The sequence below is a fragment of the Herbaspirillum sp. ST 5-3 genome, assembly GCF_004804275.1.
In the GTDB taxonomy this organism is placed as follows: domain Bacteria; phylum Pseudomonadota; class Gammaproteobacteria; order Burkholderiales; family Burkholderiaceae_D; genus Noviherbaspirillum.
The window spans coordinates 47771-65083 of sequence record NZ_STGI01000020.1; the positions used below are offsets into that span (position 1 = coordinate 47771).

The following is a 17313-nucleotide window of genomic DNA, read 5'->3' on the forward strand; positions in this document are numbered from 1 at the left end:
CATATCCGGCCTGCCAACCTCTTGCAAACCGGGAATTCCTGCTGCGTTTATTGTTTTTCGGCGCGCATCTTTCGCCGCACAAAGCTTTATTTCTTCAAGCTTTTCAGCACTGCAAATGGGGATTCCTTTTCCGCTTCTTTCTCCATTTCCGGCATCAATTGATCCGGACAGGCCGCATGCTTAGGCGACAAAGGAATGGTCAGCAATGCGTCATCTTCAATCAGTTGCGCGATATCGAAATTGCGACTGCCAACGATGACCTCAACGGACTCGTCGCCAAGCATGGCATCGATTTCATCCGCACTTTCCTCATCCGGCGCGAGCACCAAGACTGATTCGGATGCGATTTCGAATGCAAACGGCTTCAAGCAACGCTGACACATCAGGCTAACCGTCCCCGTCACCGAAAGCGCCAATTGCGGATGTCCGTGTTGATTGCTGCCACCCTGCAGAGACCAGCGCACTGTACCAGACCGATCAGCCGACTCCTCCGCCAATCTGGGCAGATCAGCAACCGCGACTTCGCCCTCGCGGCGCTCTTTGAGCCGACAGAATTCGAACGCGTCGATCACAAAAGCATTCATACCACAAGCCGAACCCGGAAAACCTGCGATAATAACAGGCTTTTCCCTTATTCGTCAAAGCGTTAGCTTGCTTTTATTGGACGATTATTCAAATAAGACAGCAAAGATGCCTTCCTCGACCGCTCTTCCTCGCCTGATCCTTGCCTCCAGCTCGAAATACCGAAAGGAATTGCTCTCCCGTTTGCGCCTCCCGTTCGAGATTTTGGTACCGGCAATTGACGAAGCCCCGCGCATTGGAGAAACACCGGAAACAACCGCATTGCGACTAGCCAAAGAGAAGGCTTTTGCCGTTGTACAACAAACCCCGGACTCCTTGGTGATTGGTTCCGACCAGGTAGCGACTCTCGACGGCGAACAAATCGGCAAACCAGGCACACATGCCAACGCCCTTGAGCAATTGCGCAAGATGCGTGGCCGCCAAGTCGTCTTTCACACCGCATTGTGTTTGTGGGATGGACGGCGCAAAGATGACGAAAAGGCAGCCCAATTGCAGAATGTACAGACCTTTGTCACGTTTCGCGACCTTCCGGACCATGAACTGGATGCCTACCTGCGCATCGAACAACCTTATGACTGTGCTGGCAGCGCAAAAAACGAGGGGCTTGGCATTGCGATTCTCGAAAAAATCAAAAGCGACGACCCCACGGCACTAACAGGATTGCCGCTGATTACTCTCACCACGATGCTGCGCAATGCAGGCGTAACGTTCTTTGGCGAATAGAGCGATGCCTGGCACTCTTTATCTCATTCCAAACACCTTGGGCCCGTCGGATCTCTCGCAGGAAGACCCCCTCGCAGAATGCATTCCGGAACATGTGCAGATTGTGACCGCGGGGATCCGCTATTTCGTAGCAGAAAGCGCCAAGACAACGCGTGCTTATTTGAAGCTGATTGCCATCAAGCACCCGCTGGCCGTACCGCTGCAAGAAATTTTAATCCGCGAACTCAATGTCAATACCGATGCGGCCGCCCTGCCGGCACTACTGGAGCCATTGCAGGCCGGACAAGACGCGGGTCTGATTTCCGAGGCAGGTGTACCGGCCGTTGCTGACCCCGGCGCGAATCTCGTCCGTTTGGCACATTCCCATGGCATACCAGTCAAGCCGCTAGTCGGCCCCTCATCCATACTGCTTGCCGTTATGGCAAGTGGGTTGAACGGTCAGAGTTTTGCCTTCAACGGATATCTGCCCACGGACGCCACGCAGCGCTCGAAACGGTTGAAAGCGCTGGAGGAACGGTCGCGATCGGAAAGGCAAACCCAGTTGTTCATTGAAACCCCCTATCGAAACGGGGCTTTGCTGGAGGCGATTGTCTCGACTTGCCATACAAATACCTTGGTGTGTGTCGCCACGGATTTGAGCCTCACAACGGAATCAATCAGGACGCAGACTGCGGGAAAATGGAAAGAAGATCTGGCCGCCAGGAAAGCGCCGGATTTTCACAAGAGGCCTACGGTATTCCTGCTGCTCGCCGCGTAGAAAAACACAGCGTCAGACGCGCAAAACGGCGGTATTGCGCCGCCGTTTTGCATGCCCGATCGGGCAGTTTTCGAGAAGACAGGAGCTTCTCGGAACCGCGTCCGAGACGCGGTATCGTAACGTCTGGTTCGTGAGTTTTTCCCGTAACGTGCTTTTTATGCGTGACAGAATCGAAACAGAATCAGACAGCTAAAGTATACGCCGCGATGCTCAAGTTTCAAGGCGCAATCGAGGCGAAGGAGTTCTGCATTACCCCGCTCGCCGAGCTATACGTCTTACCGGAAACCCGGTTTCGCCGCACTACTCCAAATCGACGCCATTACCGCAGTACCGACCGCGCCACCAAATTTCTTGAGGAGGCGCTCCGACAGGCCTTCGTGCTGCGTATAGTCAACGATGTCTTCCGCCTTGAGTTCGTCCCGTGCGACGGAATCCACTGTGCCGAAACCGTCCGCCAGGCCGATTTCGACCGCCTTGCTTCCACTCCAGAACAATCCGGAAAATGTTTCCGGCGTTTCCTTCAAGCGCTTGCCACGGCCTTGTCGGACCACGTCGATGAACTGTTGGTGAACCTCGTTCAGCATCTCCTGTGCATAGGATTTCTGCTTTGCACTTTGCGGACTGAATGGATCCAGGAAACCCTTGTTTTCACCGGCAGTCATCAGGCGTCGCTCAACGCCTAGCTTGTCCATCAACCCGGTAAAACCAAAACCGTCCATCAGTACGCCAATCGAACCGACAATGCTGGCCTTGTTGACGAAAATCTTGTCCGCCGCGGCAGCGATGTAATAGCCGCCAGAGGCACAGATTTCATCGACCACGACGTAGAGAGGCTTGCGCGGATACTCTTTGCGCAGACGGATGATTTCATCGTTGATCATGCCGGCTTGCACCGGACTACCGCCAGGGCTATTGATGCGAAGGATGACACCAACAGCGTTATCCTCGGAATAGGCCCGATCCAAAGCGGGAATCACCGAATCCGCGGCGCCCGAGGTGCCTGCTTCGATGGTGCCGTCTATCTCTATCAAAGCCGTGTGCGGCCCGAGGATTTCGTCCTCCTTGTTGGCCATGCCAAATGCAATCCACAGGCCGAAGGCAATAACGCCCAGCGTCAAAAAGCGGAAAAAAATGTTCCAGCGCCGTCGTGCACGCTGCTCGTTCAGCGTGGCGAGGGCGAGTTTTTCCAGGATGTCGCGCTCCCATCCTTCCTTGCGTGACGGCGTGCCGGATGTCGATTGATTGTTTTGCTCGAAATTATTGTCCATCATCGCAATTTGCTCTGGTTATTCAGCGCGACTCAAGCTCGCGCAGGTTTGATGTAATCGTCGGGACGCCAGAATATCTGGCCGTCTTTTTCGAATACGGTAATTGGTCGCAAACGTCCGCCGCGGCATGGGCCGCCGGCGCATCTTCCATTCTCCGGGGTGTAAATCGCGCCATGGGTGGAGCACATCAGATACAAACCGCTTGATTCGAAGAATTCCCCTTCATTCCAATCAAGCTCGATAGGCACATGAGCGCATCGATTCAGATAAGCATAGACTGCGTTGTCATAGCGCACCACAAAGCCGGTGCCGTCTTCCCCGCCGGCGGTGAGAGGAAAACGAATGCCTTTTCCTCCGTCCACCAGATCAGACGATGCGCAAATTGGAATGAGAACGTCGTCCATTTCCGAATTATGCATTTTCATTCAACCAAGCGTGCAACTCAAACACGGATGCTGCCGCATAGGCCGGGTTCAGCGCCTGCAATTCAGGCGCGGAATGCGCCCCGTAATGCACCGCAATCCCTGCAGCGCCCGCGTTGATTGCCATCTGAAGATCATGCGTCGTATCGCCGATCATGACGGTGCGCTGCATGTCTTGACCGAGCTCGCGAGTCAACTCATGCAGCATTGCAGGGTGTGGCTTGGAAAAGGTTTCGTCCGCACAGCGAGTAGCATCGAATACCGATAACAAGTTGGCAGCATCGAGTGCCCGGTTGAGACCGACACGGCTCTTGCCGGTAGCAACTGCGAGGAAATATCCCTGTTGCGACAAATCTTTCAGCATTTCGCGCACGCCGTCGAACAACGTCAGCCCCTTGTCCTTGGCAAGATAGTGGTAGCGATAGCGTTCAACCATATGGGGATAGTATTTGGAATCCAGCCCCGGTAATACGGCCTGCATTGCGTCCTGCAAGCCGAGGCCGATGACATACGATGCCTGCTTCTTGTCAGGAATCGGCAGCCCGAGATCCTTTGCCGCTGCCTGGATGCAGGCAACGATGGTGGCGGTGCTATCCATCAGCGTACCGTCCCAGTCGAAGACGATTAAATCAAATTGCTTTTTTTCCATGTTTGTCGAAGTGCGTGCAACTGCCTTATCTGGATTGCTGGAATTAAACGATTTTAGTTGTTGGGCAGTTCCAGACTTTTCAAGAACCTCGTGCACTCCGGTGGCAGCGGCGCCTTCAGGGTAACCGGCAGGCCGCTTTCAGGATGCCGGAAGGTAATTTGGTGCGCATGCAGGAACATCCTCTTGAGAGCAATGCGTGAACCATCCGGCTTTTGCAGCGCGCGATTCAGTCCGAAGTCGCCGTACTTGTCATCGCCGACGATCGGAAAGCCGCTTGATGCCAAATGGACACGGATCTGATGTGTCCGGCCCGTCTTCAGCTCGGCTTCGAGCAGTGCAAACTCACCGTAACGCCGTATCAGGCTGAATATCGTATGCGAAGGCATGCCGTCCGCCTGGACCCGTACGCGCCGTTCTCCCTCCGGAGTCGTGTACTTGAATAGGGGAAGCTTGACATGCTGGCGGGTATTTTGCCAGTCTCCGTGAACCAATGTCATGTAACGTTTGTCGAGCTGGCCCTCCCGAATCTGTTCATGCAGGTTCGTCAATGCGGAGCGCTTTTTCGCGAGCAGCAGAATGCCCGAGGTCTCGCGGTCCAGACGATGCACCAGCTCCAGAAACCTGGCTTCGGGTCGTGCGGCGCGTAACTGCTCGATCACGCCATAGCTGACTCCAGACCCCCCATGCACCGCGACGCCGGCCGGTTTGTTGATGACCAGAAGATGGGAATCTTCAAGAAGAATCTCGAATTCCGCGCCAGGCACCGAATGCGTTGCTTTCTCGGCAACACGCACCGGCGGGACGCGAACGACGTCGCCCTCTTTCAGTCGGTAGGTTTGATCGACACGACCTTTGTTTACCCTGACTTCGCCGGAACGCAAGACACGATAGATATGGCTTTTCGGCACGCCTTTACATATGCGCAACAGGTAATTATCGATGCGCTGCTCTGCTTCTTCGCCGGAAATCGTGATCAGTCGGACTTGCACGGGCGCTTGTGAGGGCCGGTCAAGCACAGCGGGATTCGCCTGTTCCCCAGAAAATCTCGCTAAGTCCTTCATTTTGAATATATAATTGTTTCGCATCGGTTACAAATCCGGTGCGTGTGTAAGAATAAAAAGCACATTCTACACAGGGGCGTCTCCATCGGCCCTGCCGATTTGCAAATTCGATGGAAAAGGCATCTCTAAAAATTGACATAAGCGCCCAAAGCCGGTTCGCGACGTGGACAGGTACGTTTAGGTACTTTTAGCACCGCGCACTTGAGAGTGGGCGCTTTAGGCGAATAATGATTAGAGATGGCCGAAAGATGTGTATGCATCACCCTTGTGCGAATCAAGGTTGCACCGCAGTTGCAATCGGATCGCGCGCATCGGTGTTGGACAAGATTGCTTGAAATTCAAGGATAAGTCCGGCAAGCACTTCCTGCGAAGGATGCTTGCTGGTTGATGTGGTTGAGAAGCCTGTTTGCCGATTCTGCTGGACCTCATGTTTTGTTTGGCTCCACCAAGCTGTTCGCTACCTGACGCTGCGCCCGACCCGGCCCATTGCGGCCCGTTCGACCTGCGCGGCGCGGATGAACAGCATACTCGGCATCGCTATCAACCCCATCCGCGCCCCGTTGCGGCTTTCGCGCTCTTGCTGCGATTTGCCGCACACTAAGGCAGTTCCCTCCATCAAGCACTCCGCCCTCGCATACATCCTTGTACTTTGCCGCATTGGTGAATCCTGCCTATTGCGGCTTTAGAGTTGACCTTAGAGTCACGGAGTAAAAAAATGAAACGGATGTTGTTTAACGCCACGCAGCAGGAAGAATTGCGCGTGGCCATTGTCGATGGGCAGAAGCTGATCGATATCGATATCGAAACAACGGGGCGCGAGCAACGTAAATCGAATATCTATAAAGGGGTCATCACCCGCATCGAACCCTCCCTCGAAGCCTGCTTCGTCAACTATGGCGAAGAACGTCATGGATTCCTGCCGTTCAAGGAAGTGGCCCGCAGCTACTTCAAGGATGGCGTGGATGTCCGCAGCGCATCCATCAAGGACGCCCTGCGCGAAGGCCAGGAAATCATGGTCCAGGTGGAAAAGGAGGAACGCGGCAACAAGGGTGCTGCCCTGACCTCGTTCATCTCGCTGGCTGGCCGCTATCTGGTCCTGATGCCCAACAATCCGCGCGGTGGCGGCGTTTCGCGCCGGGTCGAAGGCGAAGACCGGCAGGAACTGCGCGAGACCATGGACAAACTGGATCTGCCTTCCGGCATGTCGGTCATTGCTCGTACCGCGGGTATCGGCCGCAATGTCGAGGAATTGCAGTGGGACTTGAACTACCTGATGCAGTTGTGGCGTGCGATCGAAGGTGCCGGCCAATCCGCGCCGGGCGCCTTCCTGATCTACCAGGAATCGTCTCTGGTAATCCGCGCCATCCGCGACTATTTCCAGCCTGACATCGGCGAGATCCTGATCGACACCGACGAGATCTACGAGCAGGCCCAGCAGTTCATGAGCCATGTCATGCCCGACATGGTGCATCGGGTCAAGCGCTATCGCGACGATGTGCCGCTGTTCTCGCGCTTCCAGATCGAACACCAGATCGAAACCGCGTACTCCCGCACCGTACCGCTGCCGTCGGGCGGCGCCATCGTCATCGATCACACCGAAGCTCTGGTTTCCATCGACGTCAACTCCGCCCGCGCCACACGCGGCAGCGACATCGAAACCACCGCGCTCCATACGAACCTTGAAGCCGCCGATGAAGTGGCCCGTCAGTTGCGCTTGCGCGACCTTGGCGGCCTGATCGTGATCGACTTCATCGACATGGAGAACGCGAAGAACCAGCGCGAAGTGGAAACCCGCCTGAAGGATGCGCTGCGCTACGATCGAGCTCGTGTGCAAATGGGCAAGATTTCCCGCTTCGGCCTGATGGAATTGTCGCGTCAGCGCCTGCGTCCGTCGCTTTCCGAAGGCAGCCATGTGACCTGCCCGCGCTGCAACGGCACCGGGCATATCCGCGATACCGAATCTTCCGCATTGCAAGTCCTGCGCATCATCCAGGAAGAGGCGATGAAGGAAAACTCCGCGGCCATCCACGTGCAGGCACCGGTCGACGTTGCCGCTTTCCTGCTGAACGAGAAGCGCGGCGAAATCCTGAAGATCGAAACCCGCCATCGCGTCACGGTCATCCTGATTCCGAACAAGCATCTCGAGACGCCGCACTACAAGCTGGAGCGCATCAAGCACGACGACGCGCGCCTGGAAGAACCGCAGGCCAGTTACGACATGGCCGAGGAAGCGGATACCGACATCAGCTACGGCAAGCGTCAGAAAGAAGAAATTCGTCCGCGCCAGGAAGCTGTCGTCAAAGGCATTACGCCAGACCAGCCGGCGCCGATCGTCGAACGCAAGCCGGTCGAGCCCACCCCGGTTCCGGCTCCTGTGGCGGCGCCTGCCGAGGAAGGTTTCTTCAGCCGGATGTTCGGATTCTTCCGCAAGAAGGCCGTTGCGCCAGTTGCGCCGCCGGCTCCAGTGGTCGAAGAGAAACCGCAGCCGACCCGTGAGCGCGGCGAGCGCAATGGACGTGGTCGCAATCGTGGCCGCGGACGTGGCGGCCGTGAGCGCGGCGAGGAACGTGAAACCGGACGTGTAGAAGCACGCGACGAGACGACAAAGCAGCCCGCGGCACCTGCCGTGGAAGCCCAGCCGGCACAACGTCAGCCGCGTCCGCCTCGTGAACCGCGCGAGCAACGCGAGCCACGCGAGGCCAATGAGCCGCGCCGTGAACGCGGTGAACGCGGCGAACGTGGCGAACGCCCCGAGCGTGGAGAACGTGGTGAGCGCGGAGAACGGCAGCAGCGTCAGCGCGAAGAGCGCAAGGAAGCGCCAGCCGAAGAGCTGTTGACTGCTCCGGTGGCAGCTCCTGTCGTCCCTCTTGCCGAGGTACAACTTCCTGCCGGTGAAGCCGAGTTGATGGAAGTTGCTCCGGGCGGCGAAGAAGGTAGCGCCGAGCAAGGCGAGGAGCGCCGCCGTCGCCGTCGCCGTGGCGGTCGCAATCGCAACCGTCGTGAGCGTGAAGGTGGCGAACTGGCTGCTGGAACCGAGCAGGAAACTGCTGGTGATGAAGTCGTCAGGCAGCAAGCGGTTCAGCTGGAAATCGCCGAAGTGGCGATGCCGACTGAAGCGGTGGCGGTTTCCGAAGTGGTTGCCCCTTCGGAAACGGAAGCGCCCATTGCCTCGGCACCTGAGGCTGCGATTGTCAGTGCTCCGGAAGAAGCGCTTGCCAAGGAAGTCGAAGCTACCCCGGTTCCAGTTGCAGAACCTGTCGCTGTGAGTCCGGAAGAAGTTGCACCGGCGCCGGTCACGGAACCTGCCGCTGAACCTGTGGCTGAGTCGATTTCGGCACCGGTTGCAGAGCCTGCGCCGGAACCTGTTGCCGCGCCGGAGATCCATCCTGAACCGCAACCGGCTCCTGCCCCCGTTGTGGCGGAAGCAGCACCGGAACCCGCCCAGGCAGTTGAAGCGCCTGTGACGCCGACTGCAAGCCCTGTGGCAGCACCGGCCTCAGTCGCAACGGAGCCCATGCCGTTGGAACATCTGAGTGACATGCTGGCGGCAGCCGGCCTGACCTTGGCTGTCACCGATCCGGAGAAGTTGCGCGCCGCACAGGAAGCCGCGTCGCGCAATGTGCCCGCGCCTCGCGTTCCGCGTGAGCGCAAGCCCTTGCCGCCGGTTTCGAACGAGCCCTTGGTCCAGGTTGAAACTCGCCGGTAATGAACCCTTCGCTCCGGTGTCGAACGCCGGAGCGTCAGGTGTTACTTCAAAAAAGGGAGCGAATGCTCCCTTTTTTCGTTCAGGCCGTCACAATACCTCGACCACCAGCTGACACAAATTCCGAATGCCCACGAACGAGCAAGAACGCCCTGCCCACATCACCCTGAGCGAAGCCTTCTGGTACTGGCTGAAACTCGGCTTTATCAGCTTTGGCGGCCCCGCGGGGCAGATCGCTGTCATGCATGCCGATCTCGTCGAAAAGCGCCGCTGGATATCGGAGCGTCGCTTTCTGCATGCTCTCAACTATTGCATGCTCCTGCCCGGCCCGGAGGCGACCCAGCTTGCCATTTATATCGGCTGGTTGATGCATCGGACCTGGGGCGGCATTATTGCCGGTACACTGTTCGTGCTGCCGTCGCTGATTATCCTGTGCATCCTGTCGTGGATCTACCTGACGTTTGGCAATGCGCCGCTGGCCGCAGGCATTCTTTATGGCATCAAACCGGCGGTTGTGGCCATTGTGCTGGCAGCCGCTTGGCGCATTGGCTCCAGGACGCTGAAAAACCCGGTCTTGATCATGATCGCGGTTGCGGCCTTCGTGGCGATCGCAATCGTTCAACTGCCGTTTCCGATCATCGTTATCGCCGCCGGCGTGATCGGTCTGTTTGGCGGGCGAGTTGCGCCAGACCTGTTCCGGCTCGGAGGCAATCATGCCACTACCAGCACCACGTTTGGCCTGGCTCTGATTGACGACGACACGCCGCCTCCACAACATGCACGCTTTTCCTGGCGCAAACTGATAGCGTTCAGCATGGCAGGAACACTCCTTGGGGTCACCGCGTGGGGAACGATTGTTCTGATATCGAACGTGCATCACCCCTTGCCGCAAATGGCTGTGTTTTTCAGCAAGGCCGCACTCATGACCTTCGGCGGTGCCTATGCGGTGTTGCCGTACGTATATCAAGGCGCGGTCGAGACCTACCAATGGCTGACGCCGATACAGATGATCGACGGCCTGGCGCTTGGAGAAACGACGCCGGGTCCCTTGATCATGATCGTGGCATTCGTGGGCTTCCTGGGCGGTTGGACCAAAATCCTGTTCGGCCCGGACCATCTGCTGCTCGCCGGCGTGACCGGAGCATCCGTTGCCACGTTTTTCACCTTTTTGCCATCCTTCCTGTTCATTCTCGCCGGCGGACCGGTGGTGGAATCCACACGCGACGATATCCGGCTGACCGCGCCGCTGACGGCTATTTCCGCAGCCGTCGTGGGGGTGATCGTGAGCCTGGCGGTATTCTTTGCCGAGCATGTTTTCAGGCTGGCGATGCCTGTCATGCAGTGGGACTTCGCGTCGATTGCCATTGCACTGCTGGCAACACTTGCACTGTTCCGCTTCAAGCTCGGCACGATCAAGCTGATCGCCGCATGTGCGCTGGCGGGGCTCGTGGTATCTTATCTTCGATAGCGCAACTCTCGTTGCGCCCTCCGTTTTTCTCTCCAAGCATGACAGACAGATTCATTCCCCTCGTCGACCAGCGTCTGACGACGACTGGCCCGACTATTCCATCACCGCTGGAAGCCCCCACCGGGCTGCTTTCGGATACGCTTGCGCGTCCGCTGCAGGACCTGCGCATTTCGGTGACCGATCGCTGCAATTTCCGCTGCGTGTATTGCATGCCGAAAGCTGTCTTCGACAAGGACTATGCCTTTTTGCCACACGCCGCCTTGCTCTCGTTTGAGGAAATCACGCGCCTTGCCCGTATTTTCGTCGCGCATGGCGTCGGCAAGATTCGTCTTACCGGTGGTGAACCCCTGCTGCGCAAGGATATCGAGCGCCTGATCGAAATGCTGAGCGCGCTGCGCACCCCGCAGGGGCATCCGCTTGACCTGACGCTGACCACGAACGGTTCGCTCCTCGCGAGGAAAGCGCAGGCATTGAAGGATGCAGGCTTGCAGCGCGTGACGGTGTCGCTCGATGCGCTCGATGAGACAGTATTCCGCCGCATGAACGATGTCGATTTTCCGGTTGCCGATGTGCTCAACGGTATCGAGACGGCGCACAAGGCCGGGCTTGGTCCGATCAAGATCAACATGGTGGTCAAGCGCGGCATGAACGATCAGGAGATTCTGCCGATGGCCCGTCATTTCAAAGGCTCGCCTTTCATCCTGCGCTTTATCGAATACATGGACGTCGGCACGAGCAATGGCTGGAAGATGGACGAAGTGGTGCCTTCCGCCGAAGTCATGCGCCGCATCGATGAGGAGATGCCGCTCGAAGCAATCGACCCGAACTACACGGGCGAAACGGCGGAACGCTGGCGCTACCGTGATGGCGGTGGAGAGATCGGTTTGATCTCCAGCGTGACGCAGGCCTTTTGCAGCGATTGCACCCGCGCGCGCTTGTCCACCGAAGGAAAGTTGTACACCTGCCTGTTCGCGACCGGAGGACACGATCTCCGCGCGCTGGTACGCGCCGGCCGTAGTGATGAAGAGATTTCGACGGCGATTGCGCACGTGTGGCGCGCCCGTGCGGACCGGTATTCGGAACTGCGAACCGCCAACACGGCGGGCTTCGATCAGGCAACCAGGAAAGTCGAGATGTCCTACATCGGAGGCTGAGCTATGTCGATTACCGGATTGATTCTTGCGGGTGGACGAGGAACGCGCATGGGTAGCGTGGACAAGGGCCTGCAAGTATTTCGCGGCGAACCGATGGTGGCGCACGTGATGCGCCGGTTTGCACCGCAGGTTGGCATACTCGCGATCAATGCGAATCAGAATCTGGATGTTTACCAGCGTTTCGGCCTGCCGGTGTGGCCGGACCGCATGGAGGAATTTCCCGGGCCGTTGGCCGGCCTGCAAACGGGGCTGATGCATTGCGATACGGAGTATCTCGTCACGGCGCCCTGCGACTCCCCCTTTCTGCCTATGGACTTGGTCGCACGACTGAGGGATGCTCTGCAGACTGAAAGCGCCGACCTCTCCTTCGCCGAGACTGGCGAGGGCGAATCCCGCCAATCGCATCCCGTCTTTTGCCTGTTAAAGACCTCGGTGCTGCCCAGCCTGAGCGCGTACCTGCAAACAGGCGGACGCAAGATGGGCACCTGGTTCGGATCGCTGCGCGCGATCAAGGTGCACTTCGATGACGAAGAGGCCTTTCAAAATATCAATACGCTGGAAGAATTGCACAAGCTCGAAGCACCATGACCGTCCCCACACTTTCCGAAATCAGCTCTCGCCTGCCCGCACACAATCCCGACTCGCTGACCGTCACCCAAGCGCAGCAGTGGATTCGTGACTTCGTGCAGTCCGTCGACATTGTTGAAACGGTTGGCCTGCACGCTGCCTTGGGCAGAGTGCTGAGTGAGGATGTCATCTCACCGATCAACGTGCCGGCGCATGACAATTCGGCGATGGATGGCTACGCGTTTCGCGGCAATGCGCTCGCCGCCGCTGCCCGGGAATTCAGGATCGTCGGCATTGCCTATGCCGGCCGCAAGTACGATGGCCCTGTCGCTGAAGGCGAATGCGTGCGCGTCATGACCGGTGCAGTCATGCCTGCGGATTGCGATACGGTGGTGCCGCAAGAGCTGGTGAAAAGCGCGAGCGATGCATCGATCACACTTGAACCGGGCGTGGTCAAGCCAGGCGACAACCGGCGCTTGAAAGGCGAAGATCTGGCGGCCGGCAAACCGGCGCTGTGTAAAGGAAAAATCCTGCGTCCCGCGGATCTCGGCCTGCTGGCATCCCTCGGCATCGGAAATGCACCGGTGCAGCGCCGGCTGCGGGTCGCGATATTTTCCACGGGCGATGAACTGCGCTCCATCGGCGAGCACCTTGACGAGGGCTGCATCTACGACAGCAATCGCTACACGCTGCATGGCATGCTGGTCCGCCTCGGTTGCGAAGTTGTCGACATGGGCGTCGTCAAGGATGATCGCGAGTCGTTGGAAGCAGCCTTGCACACGGCATGCGAAAGCGCCGACGCGATCATCACGTCCGGCGGCGTTTCCGTTGGCGAGGCGGATTACACCAAGGAGATGATGGCAAAGCTGGGCGATGTCATGTTCTGGCAACTTGCCATGCGGCCGGGGCGGCCCATGAGTTTTGGCAGGATCGCATCGAACGGCAAGAGCGCGTATCTGTTCGGCCTGCCGGGCAATCCTGTGGCGGTGATGGTGACGTTCTACTTCTTCGCGCGTGACGCACTGCTGCAAATGATGGGAGCCGCGAACGATCCCTTGCCGCTCATGCGCGCGACTTCACAGTCGTCGATTCGAAAGAAGCCGGGACGCACCGAGTACCAGCGCGGTATTCTGTCTGCGGACACGAATGGTCATCCTCAGGTGCGCGTCACAGGCTCGCAAGGTTCGGGCATCCTGCGCTCGATGTCGGAAGCCAATTGCATGATCATCCTGCACCATGAACAAGGCAGCGTGAACGCCGGCGATGCCGTGGATGTGGTCCTGTTCGACGGTCTTTGCTGAAAGTGACAGGCGCTCTGCGCGTTCTACTCGCGCAGGTGTGATATCGCTTCCTCGCGGCTCGCATACAGAGCCGGATCGGTATGATGACGCTGGAAGGCCGTGCCGAAATAGCTGCGCATGAACGCACTGCTGGTGTAGCGCGTGACGCGACTGTAGAAGCGCTCGGCGAGTTCGTGCACCATCTCGACGTAGTTATCCAGCAGATCCGGTGTGATCGAGAAATTATCGTAGTTGACGATCGCGGGAACCTTGCGGTCGAGCGGCCGCAGGTGGGCTTCGACGAGATCACGGATCTGATCGATGTCGGCCACGTTCTTCACTTCATAGCCTTCGAAATTGACGAAGAACATGTCCCGCTTGGCGTCATAGGCAAGGCGCTGCTCCAGCGGCAGATACAGGATATCGTTGCGCAGTCCCATCGGCGTGGTTCGGAAGATGCGTGCGTCCATCAGCTTCAGCTGTTGGCTGATTGCAGGCCGGAAACGCATCTGCGCCAGCACATCCCGTTCAAGATCGACGCCGGGAGCAATCTCGATCACTTCCAGCCCCTCCTGCACGAGATGGAATACGCAGCGCTCGGTGATGTACAGAACCGCTTGCCCGCGCTGCATTGCATATTCGCCGCTGAAGGTGCGGTGTTCCACCGAGTCGATGAATTTCATGGCCGCGCCTTCGCGCTTGATACGCAATTGGCCGTCAGCGATCGCGACCTCCAGCCCGCCGGCGGTGAAGGTGCCGACGAACACGACCTTTTTCGCATTCTGGCTGATGTTGATGAAGCCGCCTGCGCCGGCCAGTCGCGGACCGAATTTGCTGACGTTGAGGTTCCCTTGCCGGTCCGCCTGCGCCAGCCCCAGGAAGGCGACGTCGAGTCCGCCGCCGTCATAGAAGTCGAATTGATACGGCTGGTCGATGATCGCTGCGGCATTGGTGGCGGCACCGAAATTAAGACCACCGGCGGGAATGCCGCCGATGACGCCAGGCTCGGCGGTCAATGTCACCAGGTCCAGCACCTTTTCCTCGGCCGCGACGCTGGCGACACCTTCCGGCATGCCGATGCCGAGATTGACGATATTATTCGGCTTGAGTTCGAGAAGCGCACGGCGGGCGATGATCTTGCGCTCGCTCATTTCCATCGCAGGAATGGAAGACATGGGCACGCGGATTTCGCTCGCGAATGCAGGGCTGTACGGCTCGATGAAGGTTTGCATATGGTATTCCGGCTTTTCCGCGACGACCACGCAGTCCACCAGAATGCCGGGAATCTTCACCTGTCGCGGATGCAAGGAGCCGCTTTCTGCGATGCGCTCGACCTGCACGATCACGATGCCGCCGGAATTATGCGCAGCCATCGCAATGGCGAGCGCTTCCAGGGTCAGGGCTTCCTTTTCCATCGTTACGTTGCCGTCCGGATCGGCGGTCGTGCCGCGAATGATGCCGACGTTGATCGGCAGCGACTTGTAGAACAGGTATTCCTTGCCGCCGACCGTCATCAATTCCACCAGGTCTTCGGTAGTTGATTCGTTGATCTTGCCGCCGCCGTAGCGGGGATCGACGAAGGTGCCGAGGCCGACCGTAGAAAGCAGCCCGGGCTTGCCGGCGGCGATGTCGCGGAATAGATGCGTGATGACGCCTTGCGGCAGGTTGTAGGCCTCGATCTTGTTGGCGATTGCGAGCTGCTGCAGTTTGGGTACCAGGCCCCAGTGCCCGCCGATGACGCGCTTTACCAGCCCTTCATGTCCCAGGTGGTTCAGGCCACGATCCTGACCGTCGCCTTGTCCTGCAGCATAGATCAGCGTGAGATTGCTCGGTTTTCCGATGCCGAGCAGTTCGTCCTCGGCGTCGAGGAAACGTTTCTCGAGGGCGACAGCAATGTTTTCCGCAAAACCGATGCCGACAAAACCGCCGGTGGCAATCGTGTCGCCGTCATGGATCAGGCGAACCGCCTCGGCCGCGGAGACGATCTTGTGTCGACTGGAAGGACGCGAACCGCCTGACATGGGATCCGGGATGCGATGTACCATGCATGCCTCCGTAATGGCTTGTCGAACCGGCCGCCTCGGCTGCGTTGGCGGAATGATAGTGCCTGCGGGTAATTATGCCTGAACTGCGCCCGTGCGAATGCAGTCGCACTCAGGATAGCAAGCCATGCCCATGGCGCCCACGATCTCGGTCAAGAAGAAGGCAGTGCCAGCTCTTCCTGCAGCGGCGCCCTGCGCGTCGCCAGCACCTTGTCGATACGCTTGCCGTCCAGGTCCACGATCTCGAAGGTCCAGTCTTCCCAGTCGCAGTGGTCCGCCGTCTGGGGAATCCGGCCGAGCAGCAGCATGATCATGCCGCTGAGCGTGTTGTAGCGGCCTCGCTCCTCCTCGGGCACGCCTTTGAGGGACAAGCGGTCCTTCAGTTCGGGAATCGGGATCAAGCCGTCCAGCAGCCATGAACCGTCATCCCGCTGCACCGCCCAGGCGTCTTCCGCGCGGTGCGTCTTGAACTCGCCGGTGATGGCCTCCATGACGTCCTGCAGTGTGACGATGCCCTGCACTTCGCCGTATTCATCGACGATGAAGGCAAGCTGGACCCCGGAATTCCTGAAATTTTCCAGCAGCTCCATTCCGGTGAGCGATTCGGGCACGAACACCGCGGGTTGCAGGTTCTCGGTCAGGCTCGGCTTTTCCCCGCGCAAGGTCTGGGCGAGCATCTGGCGCGCGTTGGCCACGCCCAGCACTTCTTCCCAACCACCGCGCACGACCGGGTAGCGCGAATGGTCGCTTTCCTCGAAGCGCATGAGGTTGTCTTCCAGCGGGTCGTTCACGTCGAAATAGACGATCTCGCCACGAGGAACCATCAGCGACGCGATCTGACGATCATCCAGCCGAAACACGTTACGCACCATTTGATGCTCGTGATGCTCGATGACGCCGGCGCTGGAACCTTCGGCGAGCATGAGGTTGATCTCTTCCTGGGTGACGCTGGGTTCGCCGCGTTCCGTCACGCCGAAGGTGCGCAAGACGAGCTGTGTCGAACCGGAGAGCAATCGGACAAAAGGCTTGGTCAGCGCGGCCAGCCAGAGCATGGGACGGGCGACAATGCGTGCGATCGGCTCCGGACTGATCTGGCCGATTCGTTTCGGAACCAGTTCGCCCAGCACGATCGAAAAATAGGTAATGGACACCACGACCAGACCGGTTGCCAGATACTCCGACACCCGTCCCTCCACCCCCATGTGGGCCAGCCAGACACTGAATGGATGCGCAAGTGTCGCCTCGCCCACGATACCGTTCAAGATGCCGATGGATGTGATCCCGATCTGCACGGTCGAGAGAAATCTGTTTGGATCGTCGCCGAGTTCGATCGCTGCTGCCGCCGCCGCGTCGCCGGCTTCCGCCAGTCTTTGCAACCTCGCCCGGCGCGCTGTTACCAATGCAATTTCCGACATGGCAAACACGCCATTCACGAGAATCAGACCGAGTAATATCGCGATTTCCATAGATCAGTCCCAATCGGGCGTTCGAGGTGTGAAAGACAGATGCGTCCCGCCATGCGACCGCAGGGCAGGAGGATGTCGAGAAATTATTACAGATACTTGCATGCTAAATCCGCCTGCGGCAAGCATGCCTTGTCGCTCGTCTATCGGAGCGCGGAAATTCTGCCTGATCAG

At 58.4% G+C, this 17313-nt stretch carries 14 protein-coding genes; 7 read left to right on the top strand and 7 right to left on the bottom strand.

Translation table 11 applies throughout. The annotated features are described in order from the left end of the window. Positions 1-86: 86 nt before the first annotated feature. Complete coding sequence (locus tag E6W33_RS25440) at positions 87-584, bottom strand: YceD family protein (RefSeq protein WP_211097430.1); 498 nt, start codon at positions 582-584, stop codon at positions 87-89. Between the two features lie 106 nt (positions 585-690). Here E6W33_RS25440 and E6W33_RS25445 point away from each other — a divergent pair, with 106 nt between their 5' ends. Both E6W33_RS25445 and E6W33_RS25450 read left to right on the top strand, forming a co-directional pair. Then, the gene (locus tag E6W33_RS25445) at positions 691-1305 is read left to right on the top strand and encodes a Maf-like protein (RefSeq protein ID WP_136420183.1); all 615 of its coding nucleotides are present in this window, start codon (positions 691-693) and stop codon (positions 1303-1305) included. A 4-nt stretch (positions 1306-1309) separates the two neighbouring features. Next, a complete protein-coding gene (locus tag E6W33_RS25450) occupies positions 1310-2062 on the top strand; it encodes an SAM-dependent methyltransferase (RefSeq protein ID WP_136420184.1) in 753 nt (250 codons plus the stop codon). 275 nt (positions 2063-2337) lie between these two features. On the opposite strand, the gene E6W33_RS25455 is transcribed toward E6W33_RS25450, so the two are convergent. From E6W33_RS25455 to E6W33_RS25470, 4 genes are read right to left on the bottom strand one after another with little or no spacing between them, the layout of a single operon-like run. Next, positions 2338-3333 (bottom strand): S49 family peptidase, encoded by a 996-nt coding sequence (locus tag E6W33_RS25455; RefSeq protein WP_247869788.1) that lies wholly within the window; start codon positions 3331-3333, stop codon positions 2338-2340. Positions 3334-3362: 29 nt separating this feature from the next. Continuing rightward, positions 3363-3734, bottom strand: coding sequence for a Rieske 2Fe-2S domain-containing protein (locus tag E6W33_RS25460; RefSeq protein WP_136420185.1), 372 nt, complete (start codon positions 3732-3734; stop codon positions 3363-3365). A gap of 7 nt (positions 3735-3741) precedes the next feature. Continuing rightward, on the bottom strand, positions 3742-4401 hold the full coding sequence (locus E6W33_RS25465) for an HAD-IIIA family hydrolase (protein ID WP_136420216.1): 660 nt from the start codon (positions 4399-4401) through the stop codon (positions 3742-3744). Positions 4402-4454: 53 nt separating this feature from the next. After that, positions 4455-5462 carry an RluA family pseudouridine synthase gene (locus E6W33_RS25470; protein WP_136420186.1) on the bottom strand — a complete coding sequence of 336 codons (1008 nt, stop codon included), beginning with the start codon at positions 5460-5462 and terminating at the stop codon, positions 4455-4457. A gap of 715 nt (positions 5463-6177) precedes the next feature. On the opposite strand from E6W33_RS25470, the gene E6W33_RS25475 reads away from it, so the two are divergent. The 5 genes from E6W33_RS25475 (at position 6178) to glp (ending at position 13655) form a co-directional block, all read left to right on the top strand. After that, positions 6178-9168, top strand: coding sequence for an Rne/Rng family ribonuclease (locus E6W33_RS25475; protein ID WP_136420187.1), 2991 nt, complete (start codon positions 6178-6180; stop codon positions 9166-9168). Positions 9169-9292: 124 nt separating this feature from the next. Further along, a complete protein-coding gene (gene chrA, locus E6W33_RS25480) occupies positions 9293-10633 on the top strand; it encodes a chromate efflux transporter (protein WP_136420188.1) in 1341 nt (446 codons plus the stop codon). Between the two features lie 38 nt (positions 10634-10671). Continuing rightward, on the top strand, positions 10672-11787 hold the full coding sequence (gene moaA, locus E6W33_RS25485) for a GTP 3',8-cyclase MoaA (RefSeq protein ID WP_136420189.1): 1116 nt from the start codon (positions 10672-10674) through the stop codon (positions 11785-11787). Between the two features lie 3 nt (positions 11788-11790). Further along, on the top strand, positions 11791-12375 hold the full coding sequence (gene mobA, locus E6W33_RS27170) for a molybdenum cofactor guanylyltransferase MobA (RefSeq protein ID WP_168798762.1): 585 nt from the start codon (positions 11791-11793) through the stop codon (positions 12373-12375). Then, positions 12372-13655, top strand: coding sequence for a gephyrin-like molybdotransferase Glp (gene glp / locus E6W33_RS25490; RefSeq protein ID WP_168798763.1), 1284 nt, complete (start codon positions 12372-12374; stop codon positions 13653-13655). The genes mobA and glp overlap by 4 nt, the downstream gene beginning before the upstream one ends. A 23-nt stretch (positions 13656-13678) precedes the next feature. Here glp and E6W33_RS25495 read toward each other — a convergent pair whose 3' ends face one another. After that, a complete protein-coding gene (locus E6W33_RS25495) occupies positions 13679-15679 on the bottom strand; it encodes an acyl CoA:acetate/3-ketoacid CoA transferase (protein ID WP_247869789.1) in 2001 nt (666 codons plus the stop codon). Positions 15680-15828: 149 nt separating this feature from the next. After that, entirely contained in the window at positions 15829-17142 is a 1314-nt protein-coding gene (locus E6W33_RS25500; protein ID WP_136420190.1) for a hemolysin family protein, read from the bottom strand. Positions 17143-17313 lie beyond the last annotated feature (171 nt).

What these genes read in the sequence shown, in the direction of transcription:
- E6W33_RS25440 (WP_211097430.1), bottom strand. Translation starts at nt 584, where the DNA reads ATGAATGCTTTTGTGATCGACGCGTTCGAATTCTGTCGGCTCAAAGAG.
- E6W33_RS25445 (WP_136420183.1), top strand. Translation starts at nt 691, where the DNA reads ATGCCTTCCTCGACCGCTCTTCCTCGCCTGATCCTTGCCTCCAGCTCG.
- E6W33_RS25450 (WP_136420184.1), top strand. Translation starts at nt 1,310, where the DNA reads ATGCCTGGCACTCTTTATCTCATTCCAAACACCTTGGGCCCGTCGGAT.
- E6W33_RS25455 (WP_247869788.1), bottom strand. Translation starts at nt 3,333, where the DNA reads ATGATGGACAATAATTTCGAGCAAAACAATCAATCGACATCCGGCACG.
- E6W33_RS25460 (WP_136420185.1), bottom strand. Translation starts at nt 3,734, where the DNA reads ATGGACGACGTTCTCATTCCAATTTGCGCATCGTCTGATCTGGTGGAC.
- E6W33_RS25465 (WP_136420216.1), bottom strand. Translation starts at nt 4,401, where the DNA reads ATGGAAAAAAAGCAATTTGATTTAATCGTCTTCGACTGGGACGGTACG.
- E6W33_RS25470 (WP_136420186.1), bottom strand. Translation starts at nt 5,462, where the DNA reads ATGAAGGACTTAGCGAGATTTTCTGGGGAACAGGCGAATCCCGCTGTG.
- E6W33_RS25475 (WP_136420187.1), top strand. Translation starts at nt 6,178, where the DNA reads ATGAAACGGATGTTGTTTAACGCCACGCAGCAGGAAGAATTGCGCGTG.
- chrA (WP_136420188.1), top strand. Translation starts at nt 9,293, where the DNA reads ATGCCCACGAACGAGCAAGAACGCCCTGCCCACATCACCCTGAGCGAA.
- moaA (WP_136420189.1), top strand. Translation starts at nt 10,672, where the DNA reads ATGACAGACAGATTCATTCCCCTCGTCGACCAGCGTCTGACGACGACT.
- mobA (WP_168798762.1), top strand. Translation starts at nt 11,791, where the DNA reads ATGTCGATTACCGGATTGATTCTTGCGGGTGGACGAGGAACGCGCATG.
- glp (WP_168798763.1), top strand. Translation starts at nt 12,372, where the DNA reads ATGACCGTCCCCACACTTTCCGAAATCAGCTCTCGCCTGCCCGCACAC.
- E6W33_RS25495 (WP_247869789.1), bottom strand. Translation starts at nt 15,679, where the DNA reads ATGGTACATCGCATCCCGGATCCCATGTCAGGCGGTTCGCGTCCTTCC.
- E6W33_RS25500 (WP_136420190.1), bottom strand. Translation starts at nt 17,142, where the DNA reads ATGGAAATCGCGATATTACTCGGTCTGATTCTCGTGAATGGCGTGTTT.